This window comes from Acidovorax sp. (assembly GCF_034519795.1).
Taxonomy (GTDB): domain Bacteria; phylum Pseudomonadota; class Gammaproteobacteria; order Burkholderiales; family Burkholderiaceae_C; genus Acidovorax.
Genome location: NZ_JAXHOB010000027.1, coordinates 117028 through 130815 on the forward strand (window position 1 = coordinate 117028; position 13788 = coordinate 130815).

Genomic DNA, 13788 nt, shown 5'->3' on the forward strand with positions numbered 1-13788 from the left:
CCGCTCAGCGGTACTTGGCGTCCGCAGCCTTGGCTGCGGCAATCTCACCCTCGTACCGGTCACCGACGGCCAAAAGCATGTCCTTGGTGAAGTACAGGTCGCCACGCTTTTCGCCGTGGTATTCGAAGATGTGCGTCTCGACGATCGAATCGACCGGGCAGCTTTCTTCGCAGAAGCCGCAGAAGATGCACTTGGTCAGGTCGATGTCGTAGCGCGTGGTGCGGCGCGAGCCGTCGTCACGCACATCGGATTCGATGGTGATCGCCATGGCGGGGCACACGGCCTCGCACAGCTTGCAGGCAATGCAGCGCTCTTCGCCGTTGTCGTAACGGCGCAGGGCGTGCAGGCCGCGAAAGCGCGGCGACAGAGGTGTCTTCTCTTCAGGGAACTGCACGGTCACCTTGCGGCGAAACGCGTAGCGGCCCGTCAGGGCCATGCCCTTGAGCAGCTCCACGAGCATGAAGCTCTTGAAGAAATCCTTGAACGAGAAAGGTGCAGCAGCAGCAACAGCAGTCATGTGTGTCCCCGCTTATTTCCAGATGTTCCACGGCGAGAGCAACCACCCGCCGACGATGAGCAGCCACACCAGGGTGACCGGGATGAAGATTTTCCAGCCCAAACGCATGATCTGGTCATAGCGAAAGCGCGGGAAGGTGGCGCGGATCCAGATGAACATGGACACCACGACGAAGGTCTTGATACCGAGCCAGATCCAGCCGGGCACCCAGTTGAACAGCACGCTGTCGATGGGCGACAGCCAGCCGCCCAGGAACATCAGCGCCGCCAGGATGGACACCAGCCACATGCTGGCGTATTCGGCCAGGAAGAACACGGCAAAGCCCATGCCCGAGTACTCGACCATGTGGCCGGCCACGATTTCGGCTTCGCCCTCGACCACGTCGAAGGGGTGGCGGTTGGTTTCGGCCACGCCGGAGATCAGGTACACCAGGAAGATTGGCAGCAGCGGCAGCCAGTTCCAGGACAGGAAGGTCAGGCCCATGTTCGCGGCCATGCCGCGGGACTGGGACATCACGATCTCGGTCAGGTTCATGCTGCCCGAGACCATGATCACCACCAGGAAGCAAAAGCCCATGGCGATTTCATAGCTCACCATCTGTGCCGAGGCGCGCAGCGCGCCCAGGAAGGCGTACTTGGAGTTCGATGCCCAGCCGGCGATGATCACGCCATAGACTTCGATGGAGGTAATCGCCATCACCAGCAGCAGGCCGGCATTGACATTGGCCAGGGCCACGTCGGGACCGAAGGGGATCGCCACCCAGGCGGCAAGCGCGGGCATGATGGCCATCAGCGGGCCCAGCACGAACAGGCCCTTGCTGGCCGCCGCAGGCTGGATGATTTCCTTGGTCATCAGCTTGAGGCCGTCGGCCAGCGGCTGCAGCAGGCCCATGGGGCCGACCCGGTTGGGGCCATGGCGCACCTGCATGAAGCCGAGCAGCTTGCGCTCCCACAGCGTGAGGTAGGCCACCGCGCCCATCAGGGGCGCGACGATCACGACGATCTTGAGCAGGATCCAGAGCACGGGCCAGGCCGCGCCGGTCCACCAGGCGAAGGGCAGGAGGTTCAGCCCGCCGTTGTACAGCGCGTCGATCATGCCGCCACTCCTTCACCGGCCGCCATGCGGGCATCGGCCGTCAATTGCAGCGAGGTGGCGCGGCGCACCAGGCCATCGAGTTGGTAGATGGAGGCCACCGCGGGCTCACCCACGGGTGCCACAGCTTGCGGCACGTGGGCCACGGCATTGGACAGCTGCTCGGCCGGCAGCATGGCCAGCTTGCCCGCGGGGGCGTTGGTGGCACGGGCCAGCACGTCCTGCGAGGTCTCGAAGTCGAAGCCTGGCACTCCGAGCACGTTGGCCAGCACGCGCAGCACCTTCCAGGCGGGGCGCGTGTCGCCCAGCGGGCGCACCACCGCGTGGAAGCTCTGCAGGCGCCCTTCGGCGTTGACGAAGCTGCCCGAGGTTTCGGTGAACGGTGCGATGGGCAGCAGCACGTCGCTGATGTCCATGTTGGCCTTGAAGGGGCTCAGGGTCACGACCATCTGCGCCTGGCCGATGGCCGCAGCGGCTTGCGCACCGTTGGCGGCGTCGAAGGCCGGCTCGGTGTTCAGCAGCAGCACGGCCTTGAGGCCACCCGCCAGCATCTGGCCGGCGTTCAGGCCGCTGCCCACGGGGTGGGCGCCAGCGAACTGGGCACCCACGGTGTTGGCGGCTTCGGTGAGGTAGCCGACGGTGGCACCGGTCTGCTCGCCGATCCAGTTGGCCAGGGCCAGCAGCGCTGTGGCCTGGCCGTGGTGCGCAGCAGCGTTGCCCAGCAGCACGGCCTTGCGTTCACCACCCAGCAGCGAGCGGGCGATGGCCAGGCTGGCCTCGGAGGCTTCGGCTGCACCCTGGGGGGCAGCGACATTCTTTTCCTGGGCAATGGCCGAGGCGATGGATCCAAGGGCTTGCACCCACTGGCTGGCGTTCTGCAGCAGTTGGTGCTTGATGGGCATGGCCCAGTCGCCGACGGAGGAATCGACCACGCTCAGCTGGGCGCCGTGGCGCACGGCATGGCGCACGCGCAGGGCGAACAGCGGATGGTCCTTGCGCAGGTTGGAGCCCACCACCAGCACGCGTTGCAGCGTGGACAGGGAGGCGATGGACGTGCCGAGCCAGCGGATGCCTTCGGGCGCCGCGAATTCGGCGTTGCGCAGGCGGTAGTCGATGCTGTCGCTGCCCAGGCCGCGCACCAGTGCGGAGGCCAGGTACAGCTCTTCGAGCGTGCTGTGCGGGCTGACCAGGGCGCCGATGCTGTTGGCACCGTGGTCGGCCTTGATGTTCTTGAGGCCATTGGCCACGTACTCGAGCGCGGTCTGCCAGTCGACGGTCTTCCAGACACCGCCCTGCTTGAGCATGGGCTCTGTCAAGCGTTCGTCGCTGTTGAGCGATTCGTACGAGAAGCGGTCGCGGTCGGCGATCCAGCATTCGTTGACGGCCTCGTTCTCGAACGGCACCACGCGCATGACCTTGTGGTTCTTGACCTGCACGATGAGGTTGGCACCGGTGGAGTCGTGCGGGCTGACGGAGCGGCGGCGCGACAGTTCCCAGGTGCGGGCGCTGTAGCGGAACGGCTTGCTCGTGAGCGCGCCCACGGGGCAGATGTCGATCATGTTGCCCGACAGCTCGGAGTCCACGGTATCGCCCACCACGGTGGTGATCTCGGAGTGCTCCCCGCGGTGGATCATGCCCAGCTCCATCACGCCGGCCACTTCCTGGCCGAAGCGCACGCAGCGGGTGCAGTGGATGCAGCGGCTCATCTCCTCCATGGAGATCAGCGGGCCCACGTCCTTGTGGAAGACCACGCGCTTTTCTTCCTCGTAGCGCGAGGAGGAGCCGCCATAGCCCACGGCCAGGTCCTGCAACTGGCACTCGCCGCCCTGGTCGCAGATGGGGCAATCCAGCGGGTGGTTGATCAGCAGGAATTCCATGACCGACTGCTGGGCCTTGATGGCCTTGTCGCTCTTGGTGCGCACGATCATGCCCTGCGTCACCGGCGTGGCGCAGGCGGGCATGGGCTTGGGTGCCTTTTCCACGTCCACCAGGCACATGCGGCAGTTGGCGGCAATGGACAGCTTCTTGTGGTAACAGAAATGGGGAATGTAGGTGCCGGCCTTTTCGGCTGCATGCATCACCATGCAGCCTTCGGCGACTTCTACCTTCTGCCCGTCGAGTTCGATTTCAACCATATGCGTTTCTCGCGATCAGGCGGAGGCGGAAGCCTGCGGGGTCTTCTCTTGGCGGATCAGCGCTTCGAATTCCGGACGGAAGTGCTTGATCATGGCGCGCACCGGCATGGCCGCTGCGTCACCCAGGGCGCAGATGGTGCGCCCCTGGATGTTGTCTGCCACCGAACTGAGCAGATTCAGGTCGCCTTCGCGCCCCTGGCCATGCTGGATCCGGTCGATCACGCGCCACATCCAGCCCGTGCCTTCGCGGCACGGCGTGCACTGGCCGCAGGACTCGTGCGAGTAGAAATAGGACAGGCGCAGCAGGCTCTCGACCATGCTGCGGGAGTCGTCCATCACGATGACGGCGCCCGAGCCCAGCATCGAGCCGGCCTTGGCGATGGAGTCGTAGTCCAGCGTGCATTCCATGATGATGGAAGCCGGCAGCACCGGGGAGGACGAGCCACCGGGGATCACGGCCTTGAGCTGGCGGCCCTTGCGCACGCCACCGGCAAGTTCGAGCAGCCTGGCGAACGGCGTGCCCATGGGCACTTCGTAGTTGCCGGGCTTTTCCACATCGCCCGAGACCGAGAAGATCTTGGTGCCGCCGTTGTTGGGCTTGCCGCATTCGAGGTAGGCCTGGCCACCATTGCGGATGATCCACGGCACGGCCGCGAAGGTCTCGGTGTTGTTGATGGTGGTGGGCTTGCCGTACAGGCCGAAGCTGGCCGGGAACGGCGGCTTGAAGCGCGGCTGGCCCTTCTTGCCTTCGAGCGATTCGAGCAGCGCGGTCTCTTCGCCGCAGATGTAGGCGCCGAAACCGTGCGCCGCATGCAGCTGGAAGCTGAAGTTGCTGCCCAGGATCTTGTCGCCCAGGTAGCCGGCGGCGCGCGCCTCTTCGAGCGCTTCTTCGAAGCGGTCGTAGGTCTGGAAGATTTCGCCGTGGATGTAGTTGTAGCCCACCGAGATGCCCATCGCGTAGGCCGCGATGATCATGCCTTCGATGACGATGTGCGGGTTGAACTGCAGGATGTCGCGGTCCTTGCAGGTGCCCGGCTCGCCTTCGTCGGAGTTGCACACCAGGTACTTCTGGCCGGGGAACGAGCGGGGCATGAAGCTCCACTTGAGGCCGGTGGGGAAGCCCGCACCGCCGCGGCCACGCAGGCCCGATTCCTTGACGGTGGCGATCACCTGGTCCTGGGTCAGGCCTGCGCCTTCGCCCTGGGCCAGGATCTTGCGCAGGGCCTGGTAGCCGCCGCGCGCCTCGTAGTCCTTGATGCCCCAGTTGGTGCCGTCCAGGCCCGCATAGATCTGCGGGTTGATATGGCGGTCGTGGAAGCAGGTCTGGACGCCCGTGGCCTGGAACTGCGAGAGGATCTGTGCGGCGGTGGTCATGCTTGCCCCTCTGCAGCCTTGAGGCCGTCCACGAGCTGGTCGAGCTTGTCGTTGTCCATGAAGCTGCACATGGTGCGGTCGTTGACCAGCATCACGGGCGCATCGGCGCAGGCGCCCAGGCATTCGCACTGCTGCAGCGTGAACAGGCCGTCCGGCGTGGTCTCGCCCATGGTCACGCCGAGCTTCTTCTCGAGGTGGTGCAGCGCCTTCTGGCCGTCGCGCAACTGGCACGGCAGGTTGGTGCAGACGTTGAGCTTGTACTTGCCCGTCGGCTGCTGGTTGTACATGTTGTAGAACGTGGTGACTTCGTGCACCGCGATCTGGGCCATGCCCAGGTAGTCGGCGATCACGGCCTCGCTCTCGGCGCTGACCCAGCCCTGCTCCTGCTGCACGATGGACAGGCAGGCCATCACGGCCGACTGTTTCTGCTCGGGCGGGTACTTGGCCACTTCGCGCGCAAAGCGCGCCAGCGTGGCTTCGGTGATCTTGGTATTGCTGCTGTTCATCGGTCGATCTCCCCGAACACGATATCCATGGTGCCGATGATGGCCACGGCGTCGGCGATCATGTGGCCGCGGGCCATTTCATCGAGCGTGGCCAGGTGCGCAAAGCCGGGCGCACGGATCTTCAGGCGGTAGGGCTTGTTGGCGCCATCGCTGACCAGGTAGATGCCGAACTCGCCCTTGGGGTGCTCCACGGCGGCATAGGCCTCGCCCTCGGGCACGTGGAAACCTTCGGTGAAGAGCTTGAAATGGTGGATCAGCTCCTCCATGTTCGACTTCATGGATTCACGATCGGGCGCAGCCACCTTGTGGTTGTCGGTAATGACAGGACCGGGGTTGGCGCGCAGCCAGTCCACGCACTGCTTGATGATGCGGTTGGATTCGCGCATCTCCTGCACACGCACGAGGTAGCGGTCATAGCAGTCGCCCGTCTTGCCCACCGGAATGTCGAAGTCCATGCGGTCGTAGACGTCGTAGGGCTGCGTCTTGCGCAGGTCCCAGGCGATGCCGGAGCCGCGGATCATGGGGCCGGTCATGCCCAGGTTCAGCGCGCGCTCGGGTGGCACCACGCCGATGCCCACGGTGCGCTGCTTCCAGATGCGGTTGTCGGTGAGCAGGGTCTCGTACTCGTCCACGCAGCCGGGGAAGCGCTTGGTGAAGTCGTCGATGAAGTCGAGCAGCGAACCCTGGCGGTTCTGGTTCATGGCCTCCAGGGCCTTGGCGTTCTTGATCTTGCTGACCTTGTACTGCGGCATGGAGTCCGGCAGGTCGCGGTAGACGCCGCCCGGACGGAAGTACGCCGCGTGCATGCGCGCGCCGGAGACGGCCTCGTACATGTCGAACAGGTCTTCGCGCTCGCGGAAGGTGTAGATCAGGATGGTGGAGCTGCCGCAGTCGTTGCCGTGCGAACCCAGCCACATCAGGTGGTTGAGCAGGCGCGTGATCTCGGAGAACATCACGCGGATGTACTGCGCGCGCTCGGGCACTTCCAGACCCAGCAGCTTCTCGATGGCCAGGCAGTAGGCGTGCTCGTTGCACATCATGGACACGTAGTCCAGGCGATCCATGTAGGGCAGCGACTGGATGTAGGTCTTGTGCTCGGCCAGCTTTTCGGTGGCGCGGTGCAGGAGGCCGATGTGGGGGTCGGCGCGCTGGACGACTTCGCCGTCGAGCTCGAGCACCAGGCGCAGCACGCCGTGCGCTGCAGGGTGCTGCGGTCCGAAGTTCAGGGAATAGTTCTTGATTTCAGCCATGGTGGGTCACGTGGGGCGCAAGGCGCCTTAGTGCAGGCCTCCGTACTTGTCTTCGCGGATGATGCGCGGCGTGATCTCGCGCGGCTCGATCGACACGGGCTCGTAGACCACACGGCGTTGCTCTGCGTCGTAGCGCATCTCGACGTGGCCGGACAGCGGGAAGTCCTTGCGGAAGGGGTGGCCGATGAAGCCGTAGTCGGTCAGGATGCGGCGCAGGTCGTTGTGGCCGTCGAAGACGATGCCGAACAGGTCGAACGCTTCGCGCTCGTACCAGTTGGCCGAGTTCCACAGATCGGCAACGGAGGCCACGACCGGGAAGTCGTCATCGGCGCAGAACACCTTGACGCGCAGGCGCTGGTTCAGGCTGACGGACAGCAGGTGCGACACCACGCAGTAGCGCGCGCCTTCGTTGACCTCGTCGGCGTAGGCCGAGTAGTCGACGCCGCACAGGTCGATCAGCTGCTCGAACTGGCAGCCGGGCGCATCGCGCAGCTGCTGCATGGCAGCCAGGTAGTCGGGGGCGGAAACCTCGACGGTGACCTCTTCGAGGGACACGTGGATCTTGCGGACCTTGTCGCCCAGCACGGCGGCAACGGTGTCCTTGATTTTTTCAGGGCGAATGGCAACAGATGTCATCGTCAACCCTCAGACGCGCGCAATGGTGTTGGTGCGGCGGATCTTCTGCTGCAGCTGGATGATGCCGTAGATCAGCGCTTCGGCCGTGGGCGGGCAGCCTGGCACGTAGACGTCCACGGGCACGATGCGGTCGCAACCGCGCACCACGGAATAGCTGTAGTGGTAGTAGCCACCGCCGTTGGCGCACGAGCCCATCGACAGCACCCAGCGGGGCTCCGACATCTGGTCGTACACCTTGCGCAGCGCTGGTGCCATCTTGTTGCACAGCGTGCCGGCCACGATCATCAGATCGGACTGGCGGGGGCTGGCACGGAACACCTCGGCACCGAAGCGGCCGATGTCGTAACGCGCGGCCGCCGCGTGCATCATCTCGACAGCGCAGCAGGCCAGACCAAAGGTCATGGGCCACAGCGAGCCGGTCTTGGCCCAATTCACCACGGAGTCATAGCTCGTGGTGATGAAGCCTTCCTTCATCACGCCTTCAATCATTGCATCAGTCCTTGTTGAAGCCCGCTGTCATTCCCAGTCGAGGGCGCCCTTTTTCCACTCGTAGACAAAGCCCACGACGAGGATCGTCAGGAAGATCACCACAGCCACGAAACCGGCAGCACCCACCTCGTGGAGCGTGACCGCCCACGGGAAGAGAAACGCGATTTCGAGGTCGAACAGGATGAAGAGAATGGCGACGAGGTAGTAGCGCACGTCGAACTTCATGCGCGCATCCTCGAAGGCTTCGAAGCCACACTCGTAGGGGGAATTCTTGGCGTCGTCCGGGCGGTTGGGACCGAGGACATATCCAATGAGAAGAGGGACAACGCCGACGGCGATGCCGACCAAGATGAACAAAAGGACGGGGAGGTACTGATCGAGGTTCATCTTGAGGATGTGCTCACCGCTGTAGCCTGGCCCGACATGGCCCTTGCTGGGTCATGTCGGGGAGGCCTTTGTTTTGGTGCCGTCGGCGAGACTCGAACTCGCACAGCTTTCGCCACTACCCCCTCAAGATAGCGTGTCTACCAATTTCACCACGACGGCTGGATGTATGTGCCTGGATGGCATGAGGAACCTTGCGGTTTTGGCTTTCCAGACAATCCCGGATTCTACTCCGTAAAAACCCTGCTCTGCAGTTCAGGGCCCAAATTAGTGCAGATTATTTGGTCGGGATCTGCGCTGCACCGGAAGCCGGCACCACAGGCACAGGAATCGCCGCAGGGGCCGCACCCGATGCCGCAGAAGCGGGCGCGGGCGAAGTCGCTGCAGGCGCTTCGAGCACGCTGCCGGAACTGGCGGGGCGCGCGTTGCCGAAGTATGCCAGAGCCAACGTGGCGGCGAAAAACACCGCCGCCAACACCGCCGTGGTGCGCGACAGGAAGTTGGCGCTGCCGCTGGCGCCGAACAGGCTGCCCGAGCTGCCACTGCCGAAAGCGGCACCCATGTCGGCACCCTTGCCGTGCTGGATCAGGATCAACCCGATCATTACCAGGGCGGTGATCATCTGCACCGCCAGAACCACGTTCACGATCACATTCATTCTCTGTTTACTCCTGATTTGAATAGCTTCAAGCGCGGCCCGCAGGGGCCGCACCAATGATCTGCAAGAAATCGCCCGCCTTGAGCGAGGCACCGCCCACCAGGCCGCCATCGATGTCCGGCTGCGCCAGCAGCTCGGCCGCATTCGTGGCATTCATGCTGCCGCCATACAGCAGGTGGATGCGGTCAGCATGCTCGCTGGCCAGGGCCAACTGCGCACGCAGCACGGCATGCACCGCCTGGGCTTGCGCGGGCGATGCCGTGCGGCCCGTGCCGATGGCCCAGACCGGCTCGTAGGCCACCACGATTTCGCTGATGCAGTGGCCATTGAGATGGATCACCGCAGCCAGCTGGCGCTTGACGACAGCCTCGGTCTCGCCGGCATCGCGCTCTGCCAGGGTCTCGCCCACGCAGACGATGGGCGTGATGCCCAGCGCCAGCGCGCGCTGCGCCTTGATGGCCACGATGGCATCGGTTTCGCCGTGGTACTGGCGGCGCTCGGAATGACCCACCAGTGCATAGCGCGCACCGAACTCCTTGAGCATGGCGGCCGACACCTCGCCGGTGTAGGCCCCCTGCTCGTGCGCCGACACATCCTGCGCAGCCAGGGCGATGCCCGAGCCCGCAACCAGGGTCTGCACCTGGGCCAGGTAAGGCGCCGGCACCGCCACGGCCACATCGCACTGCGGCGCGGCCGAGGCCATGCCATCCCGCAATGCCTTGAGCAGCGCTTCGTTGGCGGCCAGGCCGCCGTTCATCTTCCAGTTGCCTGCGATGAGCTTCTTTTTCATGTTCACCACGTCAAAACAATCTTGCCAATGTGCTGGTTGGATTCCATCAGCGCATGCGCCTTGGCCGCGTCGGCCGCGGCAAACGTACTGTGGATGACCGGACGCACGGTGCCGGCGGCCAGCAAGGGCCACACCCGCTCGCGCAATGCGCGGGCGATGGCACCCTTGAACGCCACCGGGCGCGGGCGCAAGGTGGAGCCGGTGATGCTGAGCCTGCGGCGCAGCACCAGGCCGGCATTGATCTCGCTCTTGACCCCGCCCTGCACGGCGATGATGACCAGGCGGCCATCCTCTGCCAGGCATTCGACTTCGCGCGCCACATAGCTGCCCGCGACCATGTCCAGCACCACGTCGACACCCTTGCCGTCGGTGATGCGCCTGGCCTCCACCACGAAGTCCTGCGACTTGTAGTTGATGGCATGGTGCGCGCCCAGGTCCAGGCAGGCCTGGCACTTGTCGTCGCTGCCCGCCGTGGCGATCACCGTGGCACCGAAGGCGCGCGCCAGCTGAATGGCGGTGACGCCGATACCGCTGGTGCCGCCCTGCACCAGCAGGGTTTCACCCGCCTGCAGGCGACCACGGTCGAAGACGTTGCTCCACACCGTGAAGAAGGTCTCGGGCAGCGAGGCGGCCTCGATATCGCTGAACCCGGCAGGTACCGGCAGGCACTGCTCGGCCGGCGCCACGCACCATTGCGCATAGCCGCCACCAGCCACGAGCGCGCAGACACGATCGCCAATGGACAGGCCCGACCGGGCCAGCGCATCGGCATCACCCGCCTCCACCACGCCGGCCACCTCCAGACCAGGGAGGTCGGAGGTGCCAGGCGGGGGCGCGTAATGGCCCATGCGCTGCAGCACGTCGGGGCGGTTGATGCCGCTGGCGCCCACGCGGATCAGCAGCTCGCCCGCAGCCGGCACGGGCACGGGGCGCTCACCGAGGCGCAACACCTCGGGCGCGCCGAACGAGGAAATCTCCACCGCTTGCATAGGATGGTCCGTGGTTGATCGCATGGATATCACTGGTCTCGCCCGCCGCCTGCGGGAGGCCGCTGCAAGCGACCCACCCGACGGCGACAGACAAGGCGGCAGATCAGCCGTTCACCTGGCCCGATGCGCCGTCCGACGGCAGCGACTGTTGTTGCTGCTGCTGTTGCTGATCGGCTGGCTGGCGATCGCGGCCATGGTCGCGGCGGGGTTCGCGGTCGCCACGCTCCTGGGGAGCTGGGCGGTCGCTGAAACCACCACCCGCTGGGCGGTCGGCCAGGGCCTTCATGGACAGCTTGACGCGGCCCTTTTCGTCGGTTTCCATGACCTTGACCTTGACGATCTGGCCTTCGGTCAGGTAGTCGCCGACGCGCTCGACGCGCTCGTGCGCGATCTGGCTGATGTGCAGCAGGCCGTCCTTGCCGGGCAGCAGGTTGATCAGGGCACCGAAGTCCAGGATCTTGGTCACAGGGCCTTCGTAGACCTTGCCGATTTCGACTTCGGCCGTGATCTGCTCGATGCGGCGCTTGGCTTCGTCGGCCTTGGCATTGTCGGTGGCGGCGATGGTGATGGTGCCGTCTTCCTCGATGTTGATCTGGCAGCCGGTCTCTTCGGTCAGCGCACGGATCACGGAACCGCCCTTGCCGATCACGTCACGGATCTTCTCGGGGTTGATCTTCATCGTGTACAGCTTGGGCGCGAAGTTGGACACTTCGGTCTTGGCTTCGCCCATGGCTTCCTGCATCTTGCCCAGGATGTGGATGCGCGCCTCCTTGGCCTGCGCCAGGGCGACCTGCATGATTTCCTTGGTGATGCCCTGGATCTTGATGTCCATCTGCAGCGCGGTGATGCCGGCGGTGGTACCCGCCACCTTGAAGTCCATGTCGCCCAGGTGATCTTCGTCGCCCAGGATGTCGGTCAGCACGGCAAAGCGGTTGGCGTCCTTGATCAGGCCCATGGCGATACCGGCCACATGTGCCTTCATGGGCACGCCGGCGTCCATCATCGACAGGCAGCCGCCGCAGACCGACGCCATGGAGGAGGAGCCGTTGGATTCGGTGATTTCCGACACCACGCGCATGGTGTAGGGGAACTCTTCCTTGGTCGGCAGCACGGCCACCAGGGCCCGCTTGGCCAGGCGGCCGTGGCCGATTTCGCGGCGCTTGGTCGAGCCCATGCGGCCCACTTCGCCGGTGGCGAAGGGAGGCATGTTGTAGTGCATCATGAAGCGGTCTTCGTACTCGCCAGCCAGGGCGTCGATGCGCTGGGCATCGCGCTCGGTGCCCAGCGTGGTCACGACCAGGGCCTGGGTTTCACCGCGCGTGAACAGGGCCGAACCGTGGGCACGGGGCAGCACGCTGTTGCGGATTTCGATGGGGCGCACGGTGCGCGTGTCGCGGCCATCGATGCGCGGCTCGCCGGCCAGGATCTGGCTGCGCACCAGGCGCGCTTCGATGTCGAACAGCATGCCTTCGACCTTGACGGCGTCGAACTCCACGCCTTCGGCCTTGAGGCCAGCCATCACGGCGGCGTAGGCTTCGCGGCAGGCTTGCGTGCGGCTTTGCTTGTTGCGGATCTGGTAGGCGGCGGCGAGCTTGTCGTCGGCCAGGGCACCGACCTTGGCGATCAGGGCTTCGTCCTTGGCAGGAGCCTGCCAGGTCCACGCGGGCTTGCCGGCGTCACGCACCAGGTCGTGGATGGCGTTGATGGCCACATTGCCCTGCTGGTGACCGAACACCACGGCGCCGAGCATGATTTCTTCGGACAGCTGCTGGGCTTCGGATTCCACCATCAGCACGGCAGCTTCGGTGCCCGCGACCACGAGGTCCATCTGCGAGCTCTTGCGCGCGGTCTGGCCGGGGTTCAGCACGTATTCGCCGTTGATGTAGCCCACGCGCGCGGCGCCGATGGGGCCGGTGAACGGGATGCCGGAGATGGCCAGGGCGGCGCTGGTGGCGATCAGGGCGGCGATGTCAGCGTCGACTTCAGGGTTGAGCGACACGGTGTGGATCACCACGTGCACTTCGTTGAAGAAGCCTTCGGGGAACAGCGGGCGGATCGGGCGGTCGATCAGGCGGCTGGTCAGCGTTTCGTGTTCGCTGGGCTTGGCTTCGCGCTTGAAGAAGCTGCCGGGGATCTTGCCCGCGGCGTAGGTCTTCTCGATGTAGTCCACCGTCAGGGGGAAGAAGTCCTGGCCGGGCTTGGCCGACTTGGAAGCCACCACGGTGGCCAGCACCACGGTGTCATCGATGTTCACCAGAACGGCGCCGGAGGCCTGGCGGGCGATTTCGCCCGTTTCCATGATGACGGTCTTGTCGCCCCATTGGAAGGTCTTGGTGACTTTGTTGAAAATGCTCATGTTCAGCTCCTTTTGTTGTAGCTGGCAGCACAGTGCCAGCCTGGCGTGGAGGGCAATTCAGAACACGATGCCATTCCAGCGGACCTGCCCCTGCGCACGGTGGCGGCAGGCCCGTTGGAATGACACAGCTTCGCTCTGTTTTGCGGCTCCGAAGTAAAAAACGCCTGAGCTAGCGGACTAACCCAGGCGTTTTGGCATGCAATCGGGATTACTTGCGCAGACCCAACTTGGCGATCAGGGCGGTGTAGCGGTCAGCGTCCTTGGCCTTGAGGTAGTCCAGCAGCTTGCGACGACGACTCACCATGCGCAGCAGGCCGCGGCGACCGTGGTGGTCCTTGGCATGCGTCTTGAAGTGGGGGGTCAGTTCGTTGATGCGGGCCGTCAGCAGGGCCACTTGCACTTCTGGGCTACCGGTATCGTTGGCAGCACGGGCGTTGGCCTTGACGACTTCGGCCTTGATGGAGGATGCGATCATTTGGTTTTTTCCTTGGATGGGGGCTGCAGCAGAACGCCGAAGACCCCGGTTTTTACTTGCGCCACCCGCTGGAAAGGCCGGTGGCGTGCGTCTTGCACCATGCAAAACCATCGGATTATAACCTGCACCCTGGCAAA

The 13788-nt window shown here is 64.8% G+C and carries 14 protein-coding genes and 1 tRNA gene; all 15 read right to left on the reverse strand.

Features of this window, described 5'->3' with window-relative positions; genetic code table 11:
• Positions 1 to 4: 4 nt before the first annotated feature.
• The 15 genes from nuoI to rpsO all read right to left on the reverse strand — a co-directional run bounded on the left by nuoI (position 5) and on the right by rpsO (position 13651).
• Positions 5 to 517 (reverse strand): NADH-quinone oxidoreductase subunit NuoI, encoded by a 513-nt coding sequence (gene nuoI / locus U5N23_RS28170; RefSeq protein ID WP_121453038.1) that lies wholly within the window; start codon positions 515 to 517, stop codon positions 5 to 7.
• Between the two features lie 12 nt (positions 518 to 529).
• Positions 530 to 1612 (reverse strand): NADH-quinone oxidoreductase subunit NuoH, encoded by a 1083-nt coding sequence (gene nuoH / locus U5N23_RS28175; protein ID WP_322596011.1) that lies wholly within the window; start codon positions 1610 to 1612, stop codon positions 530 to 532.
• Entirely contained in the window at positions 1609 to 3744 is a 2136-nt protein-coding gene (nuoG, locus tag U5N23_RS28180) for an NADH-quinone oxidoreductase subunit NuoG (protein ID WP_322596012.1), read from the reverse strand. Before nuoG ends, nuoH begins: the two co-directional genes overlap by 4 nt.
• Positions 3745 to 3759: 15 nt before the next feature.
• Complete coding sequence (gene nuoF / locus U5N23_RS28185; protein ID WP_322596013.1) at positions 3760 to 5118, reverse strand: NADH-quinone oxidoreductase subunit NuoF; 1359 nt, start codon at positions 5116 to 5118, stop codon at positions 3760 to 3762.
• Positions 5115 to 5624: an NADH-quinone oxidoreductase subunit NuoE gene (gene nuoE, locus U5N23_RS28190; RefSeq protein ID WP_322596014.1), complete on the reverse strand. Its 510-nt coding sequence runs from the start codon at positions 5622 to 5624 to the stop codon at positions 5115 to 5117. The genes nuoF and nuoE overlap by 4 nt, the downstream gene beginning before the upstream one ends.
• Positions 5621 to 6874, reverse strand: a complete 1254-nt coding sequence (locus tag U5N23_RS28195) for an NADH-quinone oxidoreductase subunit D (protein WP_322596015.1) — start codon at positions 6872 to 6874, stop codon at positions 5621 to 5623. The genes nuoE and U5N23_RS28195 overlap by 4 nt, the downstream gene beginning before the upstream one ends.
• Before the next feature lie 27 nt (positions 6875 to 6901).
• Complete coding sequence (locus tag U5N23_RS28200; RefSeq protein WP_322596016.1) at positions 6902 to 7510, reverse strand: NADH-quinone oxidoreductase subunit C; 609 nt, start codon at positions 7508 to 7510, stop codon at positions 6902 to 6904.
• 9 nt (positions 7511 to 7519) lie between these two features.
• Entirely contained in the window at positions 7520 to 7999 is a 480-nt protein-coding gene (locus U5N23_RS28205) for a NuoB/complex I 20 kDa subunit family protein (RefSeq protein WP_007849129.1), read from the reverse strand.
• Positions 8000 to 8026: 27 nt separating this feature from the next.
• Positions 8027 to 8386: an NADH-quinone oxidoreductase subunit A gene (locus U5N23_RS28210; RefSeq protein ID WP_322596017.1), complete on the reverse strand. Its 360-nt coding sequence runs from the start codon at positions 8384 to 8386 to the stop codon at positions 8027 to 8029.
• A 74-nt stretch (positions 8387 to 8460) separates the two neighbouring features.
• Positions 8461 to 8545: transfer RNA gene (locus U5N23_RS28215), tRNA-Leu, on the reverse strand.
• A gap of 115 nt (positions 8546 to 8660) precedes the next feature.
• Complete coding sequence (gene secG, locus U5N23_RS28220) at positions 8661 to 9041, reverse strand: preprotein translocase subunit SecG (protein WP_322596018.1); 381 nt, start codon at positions 9039 to 9041, stop codon at positions 8661 to 8663.
• Positions 9042 to 9069: 28 nt separating this feature from the next.
• A complete protein-coding gene (tpiA, locus tag U5N23_RS28225; protein WP_322596019.1) occupies positions 9070 to 9831 on the reverse strand; it encodes a triose-phosphate isomerase in 762 nt (253 codons plus the stop codon).
• Positions 9832 to 9833: 2 nt separating this feature from the next.
• Positions 9834 to 10820 carry an NAD(P)H-quinone oxidoreductase gene (locus U5N23_RS28230; protein ID WP_322596020.1) on the reverse strand — a complete coding sequence of 329 codons (987 nt, stop codon included), beginning with the start codon at positions 10818 to 10820 and terminating at the stop codon, positions 9834 to 9836.
• Positions 10821 to 10923: 103 nt separating this feature from the next.
• Positions 10924 to 13176: a polyribonucleotide nucleotidyltransferase gene (gene pnp, locus U5N23_RS28235; RefSeq protein ID WP_322596021.1), complete on the reverse strand. Its 2253-nt coding sequence runs from the start codon at positions 13174 to 13176 to the stop codon at positions 10924 to 10926.
• Positions 13177 to 13384: 208 nt separating this feature from the next.
• Positions 13385 to 13651, reverse strand: a complete 267-nt coding sequence (gene rpsO / locus U5N23_RS28240) for a 30S ribosomal protein S15 (protein WP_005793232.1) — start codon at positions 13649 to 13651, stop codon at positions 13385 to 13387.
• Between the last annotated feature and the right edge of the window lie 137 nt (positions 13652 to 13788).

What these genes read in the sequence shown, in the direction of transcription:
- nuoG (WP_322596012.1), bottom strand. Translation starts at nt 3,744, where the DNA reads ATGGTTGAAATCGAACTCGACGGGCAGAAGGTAGAAGTCGCCGAAGGC.
- nuoI (WP_121453038.1), bottom strand. Translation starts at nt 517, where the DNA reads ATGACTGCTGTTGCTGCTGCTGCACCTTTCTCGTTCAAGGATTTCTTC.
- nuoF (WP_322596013.1), bottom strand. Translation starts at nt 5,118, where the DNA reads ATGACCACCGCCGCACAGATCCTCTCGCAGTTCCAGGCCACGGGCGTC.
- U5N23_RS28195 (WP_322596015.1), bottom strand. Translation starts at nt 6,874, where the DNA reads ATGGCTGAAATCAAGAACTATTCCCTGAACTTCGGACCGCAGCACCCT.
- U5N23_RS28205 (WP_007849129.1), bottom strand. Translation starts at nt 7,999, where the DNA reads ATGATTGAAGGCGTGATGAAGGAAGGCTTCATCACCACGAGCTATGAC.
- pnp (WP_322596021.1), bottom strand. Translation starts at nt 13,176, where the DNA reads ATGAGCATTTTCAACAAAGTCACCAAGACCTTCCAATGGGGCGACAAG.
- U5N23_RS28200 (WP_322596016.1), bottom strand. Translation starts at nt 7,510, where the DNA reads ATGACATCTGTTGCCATTCGCCCTGAAAAAATCAAGGACACCGTTGCC.
- nuoH (WP_322596011.1), bottom strand. Translation starts at nt 1,612, where the DNA reads ATGATCGACGCGCTGTACAACGGCGGGCTGAACCTCCTGCCCTTCGCC.
- nuoE (WP_322596014.1), bottom strand. Translation starts at nt 5,624, where the DNA reads ATGAACAGCAGCAATACCAAGATCACCGAAGCCACGCTGGCGCGCTTT.
- U5N23_RS28230 (WP_322596020.1), bottom strand. Translation starts at nt 10,820, where the DNA reads ATGCAAGCGGTGGAGATTTCCTCGTTCGGCGCGCCCGAGGTGTTGCGC.
- U5N23_RS28210 (WP_322596017.1), bottom strand. Translation starts at nt 8,386, where the DNA reads ATGAACCTCGATCAGTACCTCCCCGTCCTTTTGTTCATCTTGGTCGGC.
- tpiA (WP_322596019.1), bottom strand. Translation starts at nt 9,831, where the DNA reads ATGAAAAAGAAGCTCATCGCAGGCAACTGGAAGATGAACGGCGGCCTG.
- rpsO (WP_005793232.1), bottom strand. Translation starts at nt 13,651, where the DNA reads ATGATCGCATCCTCCATCAAGGCCGAAGTCGTCAAGGCCAACGCCCGT.
- secG (WP_322596018.1), bottom strand. Translation starts at nt 9,041, where the DNA reads ATGAATGTGATCGTGAACGTGGTTCTGGCGGTGCAGATGATCACCGCC.